The sequence below is a fragment of the Nitratireductor sp. PBL-C9 genome, from assembly GCF_050877045.1.
GTDB lineage: Bacteria > Pseudomonadota > Alphaproteobacteria > Rhizobiales > Rhizobiaceae > Nitratireductor > Nitratireductor aquimarinus.
The window spans coordinates 208,317-224,131 of sequence record NZ_JBPAXW010000001.1 but is presented as its reverse complement, the minus strand read 5'-3'; the positions used below and the strand labels follow the sequence as shown (position 1 = coordinate 224,131).

Genomic DNA, 15,815 nt, shown 5'->3' with positions numbered 1-15,815 from the left:
TCATGACCGCACATTCCGAAAAAGAAGCCGGCCCCGTTCTGGAGCTTGAGAACATTCACAAGGCGTTCGGTGGCGTCGTCGCCATCGAAAACTTCTCGCTGGACCTGAAAGCCGGCGAGATCGTCGCGCTCGTGGGTGACAATGGTGCAGGCAAGTCGACCCTCATCAAGATCATCTCCGGCGTACACGCCCCCACTTCGGGTACGATCCGGCTGGATGGCGAAGCGGTCAGCTTTTCCGATGCCAGCCAGGCGCGCTCGAGCGGTATCGAGGTGGTCTATCAGGATCTCGCCCTTGCCGATCAGCAGCCTGTCTACATGAACCTGTTCCTCGGACGCGAGAAGGTCCGCAAGCCCTTCGGCCTTCTGGACCGTCAGGGGATGATGCAGGAGACGCAGGCGCTGGTGGACGAGCTGGATGTGCGCATCCCCTCGGCGAGCGCAACGATCCGCGATCTTTCTGGCGGTCAGCGTCAGGGCGTTGCCATTGCCCGCGCCACACATTGGGCGTCCAAGCTCATCCTGCTTGATGAGCCGACGGCCGCGCTGGGCGTTGCCGAAACCGCCAAGGTGGAACAGATCGTGCAGTCGTTGCGCGAGCGCAATCTCGCGATCCTGATCATCAGCCACAGTCTGGATCAGGTGTTCCGTCTGTCGGACCGGATCTGCGTGCTGCGGCGCGGCGTTCAGATCGGCATTCGCGAAACCGCGAAGACCGACAAGAACGAAATCGTTTCGATGATTACCGGTCTCGCATAGAGGCCGTCTGGCCGGCGGGGAGCATGCCTTGCACAACCCCGCCAGCCTTTCCCGTTAAGGAGCGTCTCTAAATAAGGCCGAGCCCGTTCACCAGGATCAGAACGATGGCAAGCGGCGCGACATAGCGGATGATGAAGTGCCATGCGTTGACCAGAACCGGCGCAATTGCCGAGCCATCAACCAGTTCCGCGACGGCCGTGCGCCTGAGCGTCCAGCCCACGAAGATCGCAACCAGAAGACCGCCGAGCGGCATGGTGATGTTGTTCGTGAAGAAGTCGAGCGCATCGAGCAGGCTCTTGCCCCCGATCGTGTAGCCCGACCAGATGCCGAGGCTCAGCGAGGCGGGTACGGCCAGCGCGAAGGTGACCACGCCGATGATCAGCGCCACCTTGCGGCGGTTCGCTTCGCCTTCATCCACGAAATACACGATCACCACTTCCAGAAGCGCGACTGCGCTTGTCAGCGCCGCAATGGCGAGGAGAAAGAAGAACAGCGCGGAGAACAGAGCGCCGAAAGGCATCTGTGCGAAGATCGAGGGTAAAGTGATGAATGTCAGGCCGGGGCCAGCCGAAGGCGTTGCGCCGAAGGCGAAGACCGCCGGCAGGATCACAAGCCCGGCCAGCACGGCGACCGCCGCATCGAGAAGCGTTACCGCCACTGCGGATGTGGCGATGTCGTCATGCCGGTTCAGATAGGAGCCGTAGGTGATCATCGCGCCCATGCCGAGGGAGAGGGAGAAAAACGCTTGTCCGAGAGCCGCCAGAAGCGTGTCCCAGGTGACCTTGGAGAAGTCGGGTTTCAGGAAGAAGGCTAACCCTTCGCCCGCACCTTCCAGCGTCAGCGAACGGAACACGAGAACGAGAAGAATGAGGAAGAGAGCCGGCATCAGAAAGCGCGCCGCGCGCTCAATGCCGCTTGCAACACCGCCCAGCGCAACGAATACGGTAAGCGCGATAAACACGGCCGTATAATACACCGGTTCCAGCGGATCCGTGATGAAGGTGTTGAAGGTGCTTCCGACCTGATCGAGATCGGATACGAGGATCGAGCCGGTGATCGACTTGACGGTGTAGGCAAGCGTCCAGCCGGCAATCACGCAATAGAAAGAGAGGATCAGGAAAGCGGTAAGGATGCCCATATAGCCGACCAGCGGCCATGCGCCGCCCGCCAGTTTCTTGAATGCCCCTGCGGGATCTAACTGCGTCGAGCGCCCGATGATAAGCTCTGCGACAAGCAGCGACAGGCCGATGGAAAACACCATCGCCAGATAGATGAGAAGGAACGCTCCGCCCCCGTTTTCACCGGTAATATAGGGAAAACGCCAGATATTGCCGAGGCCGACAGCCGAGCCGGCCGCTGCCAGGATGAACCCCATTCTTGAGGTCCAGTGTTCGCGATTATGTGTCATTTGATTTTTCAACGAATGAGTTAAATGAATACGGTCCTGCCGAAGAGGGCGGCATCTGAAACCATGTGTCGCCAGAGAGATCGCTCCCTGCCGATGCGAAGTGCGGTTGCGGCGAACACCATAAAAGGCGCATTCCAAAGGTCATCGACCGGCTCTTCCTGCAGCAGGGATTTCACACTACGGCTGGGCGTTCGTCAGGTTTCGTTTAGCGCCAAAACGGCGTTTACAGCCCAATTCCGGCAGCTGCATAATCACATTGGTCGTCAGTTGGCAACAATCGCTGATCTCAGAAGGCGCTTCGCGCGCCTGATCGCAAAGTTGTCGATAGCTGCGGCGCTTATGTTGCTCATCGATTGAATGAAGCGCCGTGCTCGCACAAGCTGAAAACATGATTCGAGCCGCCCCCCTGCGCACACAGACCGCTGCGGACGCACCGCCGGGTGTCTGCGCGCCCCGCATTCCCGACTGGTTGCGCCGGGCTGCAAAGGCGCTAGCCTTTCCGAATACGGAGTTTGCGGCAGGGGCCGCACTGGGCGCGCTCGACATGATAGTGCGTGGCGAGATGGCTGCGGCGCAGGCATGGCGCTGCCGTCTCGCGCTCAGGGCCGCCGCCATCTCATGTCAGCGCGTTCGGCGGCCGGAGGATGAAACAGCCCTGCGCGACGCGCTGGCTCTGACCCGACCGGGCGATGATGTCGGTCCTGCGGGCCGCATCCTGCTTGCCTGGCGGATGCTGGTTTCCAGACCGGCCGGCGCGCTTGCCAGCGAAGACACGCTCCGCGCAATGGTCGAGGCCTGCGGATACGGCGCGGAGGGTCGCATTGCCGACCTGCGTGCGATCATGCTGGAAGCAGGAGAGGAGGGGCACGATGCAATCGCTGCCGCCGAGCGGCTTTTCCTGTCGGTTCGTCGCCTCTTTCCCGAATTCGAAACGGTGATCGCGCCGCTCCTTTGCGATGCGGTCGTGGCGCGCGCACTTGGCTGGTCCCATGCCGTTCCCCTGTTTCTGCTTGCCGCAGAGGCGGGTGCAGCGCAAGCTGATCCCCCCATGCTGCGCGCCATGATAGCCCGGCGCTATGCCCGTGCTGCGCTCGACACAGTCGATTTGGCCATCACGCTCGAACGCCGGGCAGGCCAGCTCCTGCAGGTCGCGCCGAAACTGCGGGCAAAGGGCGCACAGCCGGTGGTGCAGGCGTTTCTGGAGGATGACGCCGTTGGCTCTTCCAGCCACTTCCCCGGCATGAGCGACCGCGGGCTCCGCCGCCTCTACACCCGGCTCGTCTCGCTTGGCGCGGTGCGCGAGCTGACCGGTCGCGACAGCTTCCGCATTTACGGATTGTGATCTCATGAGCGCGCAATCCGCAAAGAACGGCAAGGGTGAAAAGGCGGGCGCACCGCTCTTCGACCGCGAGCTGGAGCATCTTCCGCAGGCCCTGCGCTGGCGAGAGTGGATGGCTCGGGTGGAGGCGGTCATCTTCGCGGCCCCAGAACCGGTCTCGCGCGAGACCCTCACGCAGGTCATCGGCCGGGATTGCAGTCTGGATCTGATCATCGAGGACATCAGCGCCGAGCTCGCCGACAGGCCCTATGAGCTTGTCCGCGTCGCCGGCGGCTGGCAGCACCGCACACGCCCCGCCGTGGCGGATGCAATCCGCTCGGCATTCGGCATTGAGGAGCAAGGGGAAAGCCTGTCGGAAGCCGAAGCGCTGGTGCTCATGACCATCGGCTACTTTCAGCCCATCACGCGTTCGGAACTTTCCAGCTTCTTTGCCCGCGAAATCTCGCGGGATCTGATCGGCAAGCTGCGGCGTGCGGGTTTCATCGCCTCCGGCCCCAGAAGCCCGCAGCCCGGCGCACCCTACACCTATGTAACGACGCCCGGTTTTCTTGCCCATTTCGGTTTCGAAACCCTGCGCGACCTGCCGGATTTCGAAAAACTCGAAGATGCGGGCCTTCTCAACAAGGAAAAGCTCCTGGGAGATATCCCAGGAGCCATGGAACGCTGGTGATCTTTCCGATCTATTCGGCGGGCACCGGACGCGCCTCTGCTCCCGCCTGCATTTCCAGGGAAGCCAGTTCCTCCGCTTTCGGAACCGAAAGCCAGATGGCCAGCAGGAAGCCGGCAGCACCGCCGAAGAGTTTGCCCAGGATCAGCGGCAGGATCATGCTCGGCTGGAAATTCGCCGAGAAGGCAAGGTGGTCGCCGAAGGTGAAGGCCGCACAGACGGCAAAGGCGATTGCCAGCACCTTGTCACGCGGCTGCATCTTGCCGACCAGCCGGTACATGGCGAGGATGTTCGCCGTCGCCGCCAGAAGCCCTGCGGCCCCTTCCGGCGAGACGCCGATGCGCGCGCCAAGCGCCTCCATCGGACCTGCCAGATATTTGGTCAGCAGGTAGACCATCGGAAACGCCCCGGCGAGCATGATGCCGATATAGCCGGCAATCTCCAGCGCACGGAACTGGTCCTGCTCATCCGCGATGATCGGGTCGAAGCCCCATGAGCCGAACACAGTGGTGAAGAAGCCCGTGAAATACTCGACGATGGAAGCGACCAGAACGAGCGTGACGCCGGCATACATGAGGCGACCGAACCACAGAAAGCCGGCGATCATCGCATCGGGGGCAAAGCGCAGCCCGAGCGCGATGGCGACGCAGAAGACGATCAACGGCAGAAGATTGCGCAGAATGTCCACCAGCGACAGCGCGATCTGGTAACTCGCATCAGCCGTCGTCGAGACATCCGGGCGAATGCCGAGCCCGGCAAGCGCGATCAGCGCGCAGGCGATGAACACGCCAATCGGCACGCTCAGAATGCCGGACATGATGCCAAGCGCCATGTATTTGTGGTCGGCTTTCGCCAGCATCGCCAGTCCCACGGGAATGGAGAAGATGATGGTCGCGCCCGACATGAAGCCGACAATGGTGGCGATCATCCACGCATCGCGCGACTGGGCGAGCGTGTCGGCAAGCTGATAGCCGCCCATGTCGACGGCAATCACCGTAGTGGCTGCAATGGACGGGTCCGCGCCGATCATCGCGAAAAGCGGCCCTGCGACGAGGCGGATGAACTCCGAAAGATAAGGGATCGCGGCCATGATGCCGGCCACGGGAATGAAGATCGGGCCGATGGAATGCAGCCCCTCGATAAACTCCTTCCCGAGCCCGGTTTCAGGGTTTCGGATGGAGGCGATCGCGCCAGCGACGGCGCATGCCATGATTATGTAAATGACGTAGGTACCGATTGAAGCCATTTGCCTTCCCTCCCAGTGTGCGAAATGCGCCTCCGGCTTTTTGACGCCGGTTTTTCGATCAGCCCTTTACGCGTTCCCCCGGCGGATCGTAGAGCGGCGCCATGTGCACCGTGGCCGCGAAGCGTTCGTTCGCCACGATGAGTTCGTAGTCTCCCGATGTCAGAAATGCGTCGTCGACGCCCCCGGCGGCGCGCACATAGCCGTAGCCGATGGGTTTGCCGACCGTGTAGCCATAGCCCCCGCTCGTCAGATAGCCGACCGGCTCGCCATTGCGCAGGATCGTTTCCCGGCCAAGCAGAACCGCGTCGGGGTCAGCCGTGGTGAAGCAGGCAAGGCGTTTGGTCAAAGGGCCGCCAGAAGCTGCCTCACAGGCCTCGCGCCCGATGAACGGCGTGTCACGGCGCAGCTTCACGGCCCAGCCAAGCCCCGCCTCGAACGGGTTGTCATTGGGTGTCACATCCGAGCCCCAGGCGCGATAACCCTTCTCCAGCCGGAGCGACTCGATGGCGCGATAACCCACGGGGCGGATCTCCTGCGCGCGGCCTTTGTCTATCAGCGCGTCGAAAACGTCGCCCGTACCCTCGATGGGCACATGCAGCTCCCAGCCCAGTTCACCGACATAGGTCACGCGCATGGCGCGCACGCGGTGCCCGGCAATGTCGATCTCCTGCACCCGGCCGAAGCGGAAGGCCTCGTTGCCGACATCGGCCCCGGTCACGGCGGCGAGAACCTCACGCGCCCGCGGCCCCATCAGGGAGAGCGTGCCATGTTTCTCGGTCACGTCGACAAGACGGGCGTTTGCGCCGGCAGGCAGGTGGTCTTCTATCCACGCGAAATCGTGGGTGCGCGAACCGGTTCCGGTCACGATGTAGAAGTGGTCATCGGCAAGACGGGCGACGGTCAGGTCGCATTCAATGCCGCCGCGCGAATTCAGGATCTGCGTGTAGGTCAGGCGTCCGGCTGGCTTGGCGACGTGGTTGGCGCAGATGCGCTCCAGCGCGTCCGCCGCATCGGGGCCGGTCAGCTCATACTTGGCGAAGGATGACTGATCGAAAACGCCGACCTTTTCGCGCACATGCGCATGTTCCTCACCGACGGGGCCAAACCAGTTCTGCCGCCCCATGGAATAGTCGTCCCGCGCGTCCATCCCCTCCGGCGCAAACCAGTTGGGCCGTTCCCAGCCGAGCTTCGAGCCGAACACCGCGCGGTGATCCTGAAGCTTTGCATAGAGCGGGGAGAGGATGCGCGGCCTGCCGCTTTCATATTCCTCATGCGGGAACGCGACCGTGTAGTGCTTGCCATAGGCTTCGAGCGTGCGCTCCTCGACCCATTTGCGGTCCCGGTGCAGCTCCGAGAAGCGGCGAATGTCCACGACCCAGAGATCCAGCGGAGCCTCGCCGCGCACCACCCATTCCGCCAGCACCCAGCCCGCACCGCCGCCTGCGGCGATGCCGAAGGCGTTGAAGCCGGCCCCGACAAACATGTTGGCGCATTCCGGGGCCTGTCCGAGAATGAAATTGCCGTCCGGCGTGAAGCTTTCAGGCCCGTTGATCATCTGCCTGACGCCTGCTTCGGCGAGTGCCGGAACACGCTCGATGGCCTGTGTCATGTGCTGTTCGAAATGGTCGAAATCGTCGTCGAACAACTGGAATTCGAACCGGTTCGGCACATCTCCGCCCGGCAGGCCGGTGGCCCAGCTCTGCGGGTTCGGTTCGTAGCCGCCCATGACGAGGCCGCCGACCTCCTCCTTGAAATAGATGCGGCGGTCGGGATCGCGCACGGTCGGCGTGTCGGAAGAGAGCCCCTCGATCTTCTCGGTCACGATGTACTGGTGCTTGACCGGGTGCAGCGGCACCGAGACCCCGGCCATCGCACCGATCTGACGGGCCCATTGGCCGCCGCAATTGACCACTTTTTCGCAGGCGATCCTGCCCCGATCCGTCTCCACGGCAACGATGCGCCCGCCTGCCATCTCGAAGCCGGTCACCTGAACGCCTTCAAAGAGCCGCGCCCCGTTCATGCGCGCGCCCCTGGCGAGTGACTGGGTGATGTCGGACGGGCTGGCCTGCCCATCCGTGGGCAGCCAGGACGCGCCGATCAGGTCGGACGTGTCCATGAGCGGCCACATCCGCTTCACTTCCTCCGGCCCGACAAGCTCCATCTCCATGCCGAAGCTGCGCGCGGTGGTGGCAAGCCGTCTGAACTCGGTCCAGCGGTCTTCATTGGTGGCGAGCCGCAGGCAGCCGGTCATTTTCCAGCCGGTCTCCAGACCCGTTTCCTCGTGCAGCCTTTTGTACAGATCCACCGAGTATTTCAGCACGCGCGTGATCGACGCCGACGAGCGCAACTGGCCGATCAGCCCGGCGGCATGCCAGGTCGAGCCCGATGTCAGTTTGCCCTGTTCCAGAAGAATGACGTCGGCCTTGTGGTCGCGGGCAAGGTGGTAGGCTGTCGAGCAGCCGATGATGCCGCCTCCGATGACGACGATCTGGGCATGCGAAGGCAGGGTCTGGGTCATCGTGATGCGCGTCCGTATTGGGTGTAGAAAGTGTCCAATGCGGCCTCAAGCCGCGAGAGGTTCTCATGCGTGTAGGCAACGTAGTCGGTGCCCGGCGCGTCGAGATAAAGCTCGGAGGTCATGCTCCACATCGCCTCGCGCAACAGCGAAGCGCACTGCATGGAGGCCAGCGAACGCCGCAGGTCCCAATCGGGCGTGCGGTCGAAATAATAGCCGAGCAGCGCTTCGGACTCTTCGTCCGAAAAGCTGGCGTTGGAGGAGAGCCCCGCCAGATCGAACATCGCCGTCGAGAAGCCGGCATATTCGAAATCGATCAGCCACAGCCGCTTGCCGTCATCCAGAAGGTTGGCTGGCAGGAGGTCGTTGTGACCGAACACGATTGGAAGCGGCGTCTGTACGGCTTCCAGCTCATCGGCCAGCGCGAGATAGGCCGGCAGCTGCTCCGTCATCCGGCTCCCGCCTTCCTTCAGGGTGCGCGCATAGTCGCGGATGACGTGAAACGGCCAGAACATGAAGCCCGGCCCCGAAACATGGTGCGGCATGTCCTGATGAAAATCGCGAACGATCCTCGCGACGCGTTCAATGTTGGCACGCACATCGGCTTCGCCGTATGTTCTGGCATTGAGATGTCTGCAAACCATCACGCCGGGCGCCGCATGCTCGACGGCTGGTGCAAGAGACGCTAACTCGGCGGCGCGCGCGGTCATCAATTCGCGGTCGCGGATAACGTGATGAAAGGGATAGTCCTTGCCGAAACGGACCACATGGCCGCCGGCATCGTCGGTAACGAGCCAGCTTTCATTGCTGATGCCGCCGACAAGCGGCTCTATCGTGATTGCCCCCTGCCATAGGGGCAGTGCCGCAATCCGATCAGAGCCCGGGGCGGTGATTTCCCGTGCTGCCGTCATGTCTCCTCCCGCAGCCTTTGGCTGTCGATTTTGAGGAAGAATTGATGGGCATCTGTGTGAAGTCAACAGAAAAATGTTGAAGTTTGACCGATTTGCATCTTCTTGAATTTCAAATCAGTCATGATAGGGCATAAACGGGCACAACCGGTAAGGGCAACGCAGATGAACTATTCCCCCCGCCATGGTCGGATTCTGGATCTTCTGACAGAGCAGGGCACAATGGGCGTCAATGATCTGGCGCAGCATCTGGAGGTGTCGGTGGAAACCGTCCGCCGCGATGTGAAGGCGCTTGCCGGGCGTGGCGCCATCGTGCGCATGCATGGCGCCATCGCCTTGCCGTCCGTGGTCAGCGAAGCGCCGTTCGAGCGGCGCATGCGGGAGAACCGGCAGGCCAAGGAGACCATTGCCGCACTGGCCGCCTCGACGATCCGCGATGGCGAGTCGGTGATGCTCGACACGGGCACCACTACCAGCCTTCTGGCGCGCGCGCTGCTGGACCACCGGCAGTTGACCGTCGTTACCAACTCATCCGACATCGCCCGCACGCTGGCGACCGTCAATGGCAACAAGGTCTACATGGCCGGCGGGGAGCTGCGCAGCGACAGTGGCTCCGCGCTCGGCTTTTCCGCCATCGAGTTCGTCAGCCGTTTCAGCGTCGATCACGCCATCATTTCCGCCGGCGCGGTGAACGCGATGACCGGCATCATGGATTACGATCTGGAGGAGGCGCAGTTCGGCAACGCGGTTCTGGCGCGTGGTCGCCGCCGGGTTGTCGTGACCGATGCTTCCAAGTTCGGCCGGAAGGGGCTGGTGCGCGTCTGCTCCTTTGCCGAAGTCGATTCGCTGATCGTCGACAGCATGCCGCCGGAAGACCTGTCCGAAGCGCTCCGTCTGGCCGATGTGACGGTTACCTGCCCCGCCTGACGGGGGCGTTCGGGCCGCCGGCGCACCACGCCTGTGGGAAAGCTGTACATTTGTTCTCCGACGAAACAGTTCCTGCACAATCAACTTGCTTTCCGTCTCGGGATTTGGTTCGTTCCGCGCATCCACAGGGGTGCCGCGTATCGCCGCGGCTGAGATGAGGGTGCAAATCCTCGGGCCCTAGAAGCTGATCTGGGTAATGCCAGCGGAGCAAGGAGGACAATCATGTTCGCAGGTGCGCAGCTTTCCCTTTATCCGATGACCGACAATTTCGTCGACGTCATCATGTCGTCGCTCTCCGCGTTCGATCCTTACCGGGACCGGTTGCGGATCGAGACCGACGATATCTCCACGCTCGTCGTCGGCCCGCCCGAAGTGCTGTTTCCGGCGCTGCGCGATTTCTATGTCGCCGCCGCATCCACCCGCCATCACGTGGTGCTGCGCGCCACGCTCTCGCGCGGCTGCCCCGGCGAGCCCGACGATCCGATCTGCAGCACCTCTGCACTCGCCAATCCGTCAGAGCCACTCGCCGAACGGCAGAAGGCAGCGCTTGAAGCGGTGGCCAATGCCAAGACCACGTCGGAAATCGCCCGCGCGCAGTTCTCGCTTTACGTGATGGGCGCCGGCGATCACATGGCGGAGATCATGGGCTGCATCGACTTCCTGAAGTCGAGCGGCGTCTTTGACCGCTCCAAGAATTTCTGCAGCCGTCTCACCGGCGATGCAGGCCCGGTTTTCGCAACGCTCGAACAGGCCTTCTGCCGGTTCGGTCCGCCCGAAGGCCATGTGACGGTCGATCTCACCGTTTCCGCCAACAGCCCCTCCACGGCCTGACCCCATGTCTCAGGGTCGGCCCCGTCCTGCGGGCGGACGGCTGGTGCGCGGCTTGCCTGCCCTGGCAAGCGTTGCCGGTGCAATCCTCCTTTGGGAAATCTATGTGCGGCTGTCGGGCATTTCGCCGCTGGTTCTGCCTGCGCCTTCGCGCGTCATCGAACAGATGGGCGTCAACCGCGCCCTCCTGTGGGAGAACACGCTACCGACGCTGAGCGCGACGCTGACCGGCTTTGCCTTCTCCGTCAGCATCGCCTTTGCCCTCTCGGTGGCGCTCGATTTCCTGCCGAAGCTGCGGCGGGCGCTGTTCCCGATCTTTGTCGTCAGCCAGACCCTGCCGCTGGTGGCCATCGCGCCGCTGGCCGTCCTGTGGTTCGGTTTCGGTCTCACACCGAAAATCCTGCTCGTGGCGCTCGTCACCTTCTTTCCCATGCTGGTGGCGCTGGTCGATGGCTACGAATCCACCGATCCCGAAATCGAAACGCTGATGCGCTCCATGGGCGCGTCGCGGTGGAAAGTGTTCCGGGCGGCGCGCTTTCCCTCGGCCATGCCCTATTTCTTCGCCGGCCTGCGGATTTCGATCACCTATGCCGTGGTCGCCGCGATCTTCTCCGAATATGTCGGCGCGCGCGCCGGGCTCGGCATTGTCATTCTCAACGCCAAGAACAGCTTTCGCCCGGATCTCATGCTGGCAGCGGTCGTGGTCAGCTCCACGCTGACGCTGGTGCTCTTCGGCGTCTCGGCGCTTCTGCAACGCGCGCTGCTGCGCTGGCGTGAAGCGGGGCAAACACGATGAGCGCCCTCGAAATGCGCAATGTGGGCGTGACGCTTGGCGAAACCGCCGTGCTCGACGATGTGTCGCTGCATGTGGGGCAGGGGGAGTTCGTCTCCATTCTCGGCCCTTCGGGAGCAGGCAAGTCCACCCTGTTTCGCCTGCTCACCGGCGCGCTTGCGCCGGATCGCGGCGAGATCCTGCGCGATGGCGCGCCGCTGAAGCGCGATGGCCAGACCTTCGCCTTCATGCCGCAGCGCGACGCGCTGATGCCCTGGCGACGCATCATCGACAACGTCATTCTGGGGCTGGAAGTGCAGGGTGTGCCCCGCGCCGAGGCGCGCGCCCGCGCGCTGCCGCTATTCGCCGAATTCGGGCTGGAAGGCTTTGAGCAGCGCTATCCGGCGGAACTCTCGGGCGGCATGCGTCAGCGCGCAGCCCTTCTGCGCACGGTCATTCAGGCCCGCCCGATCCAGCTTCTCGATGAACCCTTCGGCGCACTCGACGCGCTCACCCGCGCGCAGATGCAGCGCTGGCTGGAGGACCGCTGGCGCGCCGCGCGCTGGACCACGCTGCTCGTCACCCATGACGTGCGCGAGGCGGTCGCCCTTTCAGACCGCATCTATGTGCTGTCGCGCCGTCCCGCCCGCGTGATTTCCGAAGTCGTCGTCCGCGCCCCGCGCCCGCGCCTTGGCGCGCCCCTGCCGGACAAGGCCCGCGTGCTGGAAGAAGACCTTTTGAACACCTTGCTCAGTCAGACAGGAGAAAGACCATGAAAAGCCTGATAGCCGCAGCCCTGATGCTCGGCGCGATGGCGCTGCCGGCAACGGCGCAGGAGCGCCTGAGCGTCGCGCTGGACTGGACGCCCAACACCAACCATGTGGGGCTCTACGTCGCCCAGGCGAAAGGCTGGTTCAAGGATGCCGGCCTCGATGTCGAAATCCTGCCCTACACCGACACGTCCTCCGGCACGCTGGTCGCCACGGGCGTTGCCGAATTCGGCATTCTCAGCTCCATCGGCTTCTACAGCCAGCGCGCCACGGGCGCCGACCTCACGGTCGTCATGGCGGTGATGCAGCACGAGACGGGCCGTCTCGTCTTCAACGGCGTGCGTGAAGACATCCAGCGCCCGGCCGATCTCGATGGCATGACCTATGCCGGGTTCGGCAGCGCATGGGAGCAGGCCCTCATCTCCACCATCATCCAGAACGATGGCGGCAAGGGCGAATTCGAGACCGTCACGCTCGGCACCTCCGCCTATGAGGCGCTTGCCAACGGCACGGTCGATTTCACGCTTGAGGTCAGCACCTGGGAAGGTGTGAACTCCGTGCTCCTCGACCGTCCGCAGCGCGCATTCCGCTATGCCGATTACGGCGTGCCGGATCAGCACACCACCTATCTTGGCGGCAACGGAACCTGGTTGAAGGCCAACCCGGAGACCGCGCGCGCTTTCGTTGAAGCGGCTCAGCGCGGCTATGCCTTTGCTGCCGAGAACCCGGAAGAGGCAGCCGAAATGCTGATCGCCGAGACCGGCGGCATGCTGTCCAACCCGGAGCTGGTCCGCGCTTCCATGCAGGCCATCGTGGATGGCGGCTACCTGCAGGACGAAGGCGAACCGGTCGGCCTCATCGATGCGGACATGTTCGGCAACATCACGAAGTTCATGTTCGAGGCGGGCGTCATGCGCGATGCCGACGGCAAGCGCCTTGAGGAAATGCCGGACGTCTCCACCTGGTTCACCAACGTGTACCAGAAGCAGTAATTTCTGACGCAGTTCAGAGATTTACGGCCCGAAAGCCCCAGGAGGTTTTCGGGCCGTTTTCATTCAGGGCATGGCCGGAAACGTCACGTCCACCAGCGCGAACACCGAGCGTTGCTCCTTCTTGATCCGGTCATCGCTGACCAGCAGAAAGAGTGACGGCGAGACCGCGACAATGCCTTCGAAATCCGCATCGTCGATACCGGGAATATCAAGCCGAACCGCCTGCGTTTTGCATAAGGTGTCGGCCGCGCAGACCGCCGGGTCGACAAGCCGCAGATAGGGAACGAGCGCCTTGTCTTCCTTGATGCGCTCCAGCACCAGAAGCCTGCCATCGGGCAGCGCCGTCATCGCCTTCACCCGCGACGCGCCGATATCCTCGCTCGACCACGAGAGCGTTTCGCCACCTTCCGCATAAAGCGTGTGCGCGGTGCGCGGCGCGGGCTCAAACGGTTCTTCGGGCAGGGTCACAAGGCCAAGCTCCGGGTGATGGGCTATGGATTCAAGGCCGCGGTTCTTGCCCGCCTGTCGGCTGCTGTCACGCACCGCCGATGGCAGATCGATCTCTGCCAGCCATCCCCCGTCACGCTTGAAAAGTGCGGCGCGCGGTCCGCTTTCGCTCAGGATCGCGAAATTCAGTGCGCCCGTTTCATCTGGTCGTAGCATCAGCGCTTCCGGCCCGAACCCCTGTTCGGCAAGCGCATTGCCATCTGCGTCGGTCAGCGCCGCAGCCGCCTGCGGCTCAAGGGTCGTAATCGTCTCGCCATCGGTCGAGAAGGCGAGGCTGAACAGCGTGGCCCGGTCGGAAACCGCATAAACGGTCTGCGTCTGCGGGTCGTAAGCGAGGCCGGATAACTCGGCCATCGTCTCGCCGTTCACATCGATTTCGGGCAACACCCGATGATCGAGAACCCGCGCCGACATCGGCTCGGCATTGACTGCAAGCGTGCTGGCGAGGGCGAGGAGGGGTGTCAAAAGAATGGTTCTCAAGGTTCAGACCTCATTTCTGGCGGAAATGCTTCTGGCAGACTGCAAGGGCGCCCCGGATTTTCCGGAGCGCCCGCTGCCTCACAGCATGATCCCGCGAAGGGTGAAGTAGATCACGGCGGAGATGAGCGCCGTCAGCGGAACGGTTATGATCCAGGCCGACAGAACCTTGGTCATCAGCGCCCGGTTCACGAGAGCTTCGCCCCGGTCGGTTGCCGCAGTGCTGCCGCACACGCTGGCGTCAGACTGCCTTTGCGCATGTTCCCTGCGCAGCGCATCGATCATGGCCCTGCGCTGCGCGAAGGGGCTTGCCTGCATGCGGGCGATGAAAGCGTCGCATTCCGCCTCATCACGACCGGCATGCAGTGTGCGGATATCGCTGACGATCCGCGCATAGCGGCGCTTCAGCCACTCCCGCAGAAAGCCCACGCCAAGCACCGCGCCCACGGTCACATGGGTGGTGGAAACCGGCAGGCCAAGCTGGCTGGCCGTGATCACGGTGATGGTTGCCGCCATGGCGATGCAGTAGGCGCGCATCGCGTCCAGCCTGGTCAGCTCCCCACCCACGGTCTGGATGACGCGGGGGCCGAACAGCAGGAGGCCGATGGCGAGGCCGGCAGCGCCGAGCCCCATGACCCAGAACGGAATGATGGCCTTTTCCTGCATCGCGTCATTGGTCAGCACATCATAGATGCCGGCCAGTGGCCCGATCGCGTTTGCCACGTCATTGGAGCCATGCGCGAAGCTCAATAGCGCTGCCGAGAAGATGAGCGGCAGGGCCAGAAGCTGGTTCACCGCGGATTTGTCATTCTGAAGTTTTGGCAGCCGGCGTGCGATCAGGAAGCGGGAGACAGCCCATGCCACAAGAGCGATGAGCGCGCTGGCCATGGTCGCCTCAAGCAGGCTCGCAGACCACACCTTCTTGAACCCCTTGAGGATCAGATAGGTGCCGAACGACCAGGTCATGGCGGCCACGAGAAGCGGCACAATCCTCTGCGCGGCCTTCAGCACCTGCGGCTCATAGGTCACGAAGCGCTTGATCGCATAGAGAAACAGCGCAGCAAACAGGCCGCCCAGAAGCGGGGAGATGATCCAGCTTGCGGCGATGTTGGCCATCACCGACCAGTCAACGGCCGAAAGGCCCGCCGCCGCGATGCCGCCGCCCATCACGCCACCCACGATGGAATGGGTCGTGGAGACGGGCGCGCCGAAAACGGTGGCGAGGTTCAGCCAGAGCGCTGCGGCCAGAAGTGCGGCCATCATCACCCAGACATAGACGTTCCGGTCGGCAAGCGCCTCCGGCATAACGATGCCGCCGCGCACGGTGCTGATGACCTGGCCGCCGGCAATAAGCGCGCCGCCAAACTCGAACACCGCCGCCATAATGAGCGCGCCTGCAAGCGGGATCACCCTTGCACCGACCACAGGGCCGATATTGTTGGCGACATCATTTGCGCCGATATTGAGCGCCATATACGCGCCGAAGCCGGCGGCCGTGGCGATCCACAGCGCGAATTCGGGATTGCCGCCATTCTGGGCGCGCACCAGCGCATAGGCCATCGCCGCAGCGACGAAGGACAGGGCGATGAAAAGACGTCCGAGAAACGGAGCAAGGTCTCTGAGGTCCGACCTGGCTTTCGCGAGGCTCGCCATATAGCCGGATTCAGGCAAAGCGGGGCTGACATGCGTACGCATGGTCCT

At 63.2% G+C, this 15,815-nt stretch carries 14 protein-coding genes and 1 riboswitch; of the genes, 8 read left to right on the top strand and 6 right to left on the bottom strand.

Features of this window, described 5'->3' with window-relative positions; all coding sequences use genetic code 11:
• Positions 1–2 precede the first annotated feature (2 nt).
• Complete coding sequence (locus tag ACRTG1_RS01085) at positions 3–758, top strand: ATP-binding cassette domain-containing protein (protein ID WP_206544875.1); 756 nt, start codon at positions 3–5, stop codon at positions 756–758.
• 67 nt (positions 759–825) lie between these two features.
• Here the strand turns inward: ACRTG1_RS01085 and ACRTG1_RS01080 are convergent, their stop codons facing one another.
• Entirely contained in the window at positions 826–2,166 is a 1,341-nt protein-coding gene (locus ACRTG1_RS01080) for a sodium-dependent transporter (protein ID WP_432515577.1), read from the bottom strand.
• Between the two features lie 388 nt (positions 2,167–2,554).
• Between ACRTG1_RS01080 and ACRTG1_RS01075 the strand changes: the two genes are divergently transcribed.
• Positions 2,555–3,508, top strand: a complete 954-nt coding sequence (locus tag ACRTG1_RS01075; protein ID WP_432515576.1) for a DUF1403 family protein — start codon at positions 2,555–2,557, stop codon at positions 3,506–3,508.
• Between the two features lie 4 nt (positions 3,509–3,512).
• A complete protein-coding gene (scpB, locus tag ACRTG1_RS01070; RefSeq protein WP_432515575.1) occupies positions 3,513–4,175 on the top strand; it encodes an SMC-Scp complex subunit ScpB in 663 nt (220 codons plus the stop codon).
• Between the two features lie 10 nt (positions 4,176–4,185).
• Here scpB and eutH read toward each other — a convergent pair whose 3' ends face one another.
• The 3 genes from eutH to ACRTG1_RS01055 are packed head-to-tail and all read right to left on the bottom strand — an operon-like array spanning position 4,186 to position 8,844.
• Positions 4,186–5,418, bottom strand: a complete 1,233-nt coding sequence (gene eutH, locus ACRTG1_RS01065; protein ID WP_432515574.1) for an ethanolamine utilization protein EutH — start codon at positions 5,416–5,418, stop codon at positions 4,186–4,188.
• 58 nt (positions 5,419–5,476) lie between these two features.
• Positions 5,477–7,936 (bottom strand): GcvT family protein, encoded by a 2,460-nt coding sequence (locus tag ACRTG1_RS01060; RefSeq protein ID WP_432515573.1) that lies wholly within the window; start codon positions 7,934–7,936, stop codon positions 5,477–5,479.
• Positions 7,933–8,844, bottom strand: coding sequence for a phosphotransferase (locus ACRTG1_RS01055; RefSeq protein ID WP_432515572.1), 912 nt, complete (start codon positions 8,842–8,844; stop codon positions 7,933–7,935). Before ACRTG1_RS01055 ends, ACRTG1_RS01060 begins: the two co-directional genes overlap by 4 nt.
• A 162-nt stretch (positions 8,845–9,006) precedes the next feature.
• On the opposite strand from ACRTG1_RS01055, the gene ACRTG1_RS01050 reads away from it, so the two are divergent.
• The 5 genes from ACRTG1_RS01050 (at position 9,007) to ACRTG1_RS01030 (ending at position 13,130) form a co-directional block, all read left to right on the top strand.
• Positions 9,007–9,768, top strand: a complete 762-nt coding sequence (locus ACRTG1_RS01050) for a DeoR/GlpR family DNA-binding transcription regulator (protein WP_206553171.1) — start codon at positions 9,007–9,009, stop codon at positions 9,766–9,768.
• Between the two features lie 116 nt (positions 9,769–9,884).
• A riboswitch (TPP riboswitch) is annotated at positions 9,885–9,997 on the top strand.
• The gene (locus ACRTG1_RS01045; protein WP_432515571.1) at positions 9,991–10,599 is read left to right on the top strand and encodes a YkoF family thiamine/hydroxymethylpyrimidine-binding protein; all 609 of its coding nucleotides are present in this window, start codon (positions 9,991–9,993) and stop codon (positions 10,597–10,599) included. (Overlaps the previous riboswitch by 7 nt.)
• A 4-nt stretch (positions 10,600–10,603) precedes the next feature.
• The gene (locus ACRTG1_RS01040; protein ID WP_113156895.1) at positions 10,604–11,392 is read left to right on the top strand and encodes an ABC transporter permease; all 789 of its coding nucleotides are present in this window, start codon (positions 10,604–10,606) and stop codon (positions 11,390–11,392) included.
• Entirely contained in the window at positions 11,389–12,144 is a 756-nt protein-coding gene (locus ACRTG1_RS01035; protein ID WP_432515570.1) for an ABC transporter ATP-binding protein, read from the top strand. The genes ACRTG1_RS01040 and ACRTG1_RS01035 overlap by 4 nt, the downstream gene beginning before the upstream one ends.
• Complete coding sequence (locus ACRTG1_RS01030) at positions 12,141–13,130, top strand: ABC transporter substrate-binding protein (protein WP_432515569.1); 990 nt, start codon at positions 12,141–12,143, stop codon at positions 13,128–13,130. The genes ACRTG1_RS01035 and ACRTG1_RS01030 overlap by 4 nt, the downstream gene beginning before the upstream one ends.
• A 63-nt stretch (positions 13,131–13,193) precedes the next feature.
• Here ACRTG1_RS01030 and ACRTG1_RS01025 read toward each other — a convergent pair whose 3' ends face one another.
• Both ACRTG1_RS01025 and ACRTG1_RS01020 read right to left on the bottom strand, forming a co-directional pair.
• Positions 13,194–14,117, bottom strand: a complete 924-nt coding sequence (locus ACRTG1_RS01025; RefSeq protein WP_432515568.1) for an esterase-like activity of phytase family protein — start codon at positions 14,115–14,117, stop codon at positions 13,194–13,196.
• A 78-nt stretch (positions 14,118–14,195) separates the two neighbouring features.
• The gene (locus ACRTG1_RS01020) at positions 14,196–15,809 is read right to left on the bottom strand and encodes an inorganic phosphate transporter (RefSeq protein WP_432515567.1); all 1,614 of its coding nucleotides are present in this window, start codon (positions 15,807–15,809) and stop codon (positions 14,196–14,198) included.
• Positions 15,810–15,815 lie beyond the last annotated feature (6 nt).

Excerpts from the sequence above, each read along its gene's own strand:
- ACRTG1_RS01085 (WP_206544875.1), top strand. The coding sequence starts at position 3 with ATGACCGCACATTCCGAAAAAGAAGCCGGCCCCGTTCTGGAGCTTGAG.
- ACRTG1_RS01080 (WP_432515577.1), bottom strand. The coding sequence starts at position 2,166 with ATGACACATAATCGCGAACACTGGACCTCAAGAATGGGGTTCATCCTG.
- ACRTG1_RS01020 (WP_432515567.1), bottom strand. The coding sequence starts at position 15,809 with ATGCGTACGCATGTCAGCCCCGCTTTGCCTGAATCCGGCTATATGGCG.
- eutH (WP_432515574.1), bottom strand. The coding sequence starts at position 5,418 with ATGGCTTCAATCGGTACCTACGTCATTTACATAATCATGGCATGCGCC.
- scpB (WP_432515575.1), top strand. The coding sequence starts at position 3,513 with ATGAGCGCGCAATCCGCAAAGAACGGCAAGGGTGAAAAGGCGGGCGCA.
- ACRTG1_RS01035 (WP_432515570.1), top strand. The coding sequence starts at position 11,389 with ATGAGCGCCCTCGAAATGCGCAATGTGGGCGTGACGCTTGGCGAAACC.
- ACRTG1_RS01050 (WP_206553171.1), top strand. The coding sequence starts at position 9,007 with ATGAACTATTCCCCCCGCCATGGTCGGATTCTGGATCTTCTGACAGAG.
- ACRTG1_RS01040 (WP_113156895.1), top strand. The coding sequence starts at position 10,604 with ATGTCTCAGGGTCGGCCCCGTCCTGCGGGCGGACGGCTGGTGCGCGGC.
- ACRTG1_RS01045 (WP_432515571.1), top strand. The coding sequence starts at position 9,991 with ATGTTCGCAGGTGCGCAGCTTTCCCTTTATCCGATGACCGACAATTTC.
- ACRTG1_RS01030 (WP_432515569.1), top strand. The coding sequence starts at position 12,141 with ATGAAAAGCCTGATAGCCGCAGCCCTGATGCTCGGCGCGATGGCGCTG.
- ACRTG1_RS01075 (WP_432515576.1), top strand. The coding sequence starts at position 2,555 with ATGATTCGAGCCGCCCCCCTGCGCACACAGACCGCTGCGGACGCACCG.
- ACRTG1_RS01060 (WP_432515573.1), bottom strand. The coding sequence starts at position 7,936 with ATGACCCAGACCCTGCCTTCGCATGCCCAGATCGTCGTCATCGGAGGC.
- ACRTG1_RS01055 (WP_432515572.1), bottom strand. The coding sequence starts at position 8,844 with ATGACGGCAGCACGGGAAATCACCGCCCCGGGCTCTGATCGGATTGCG.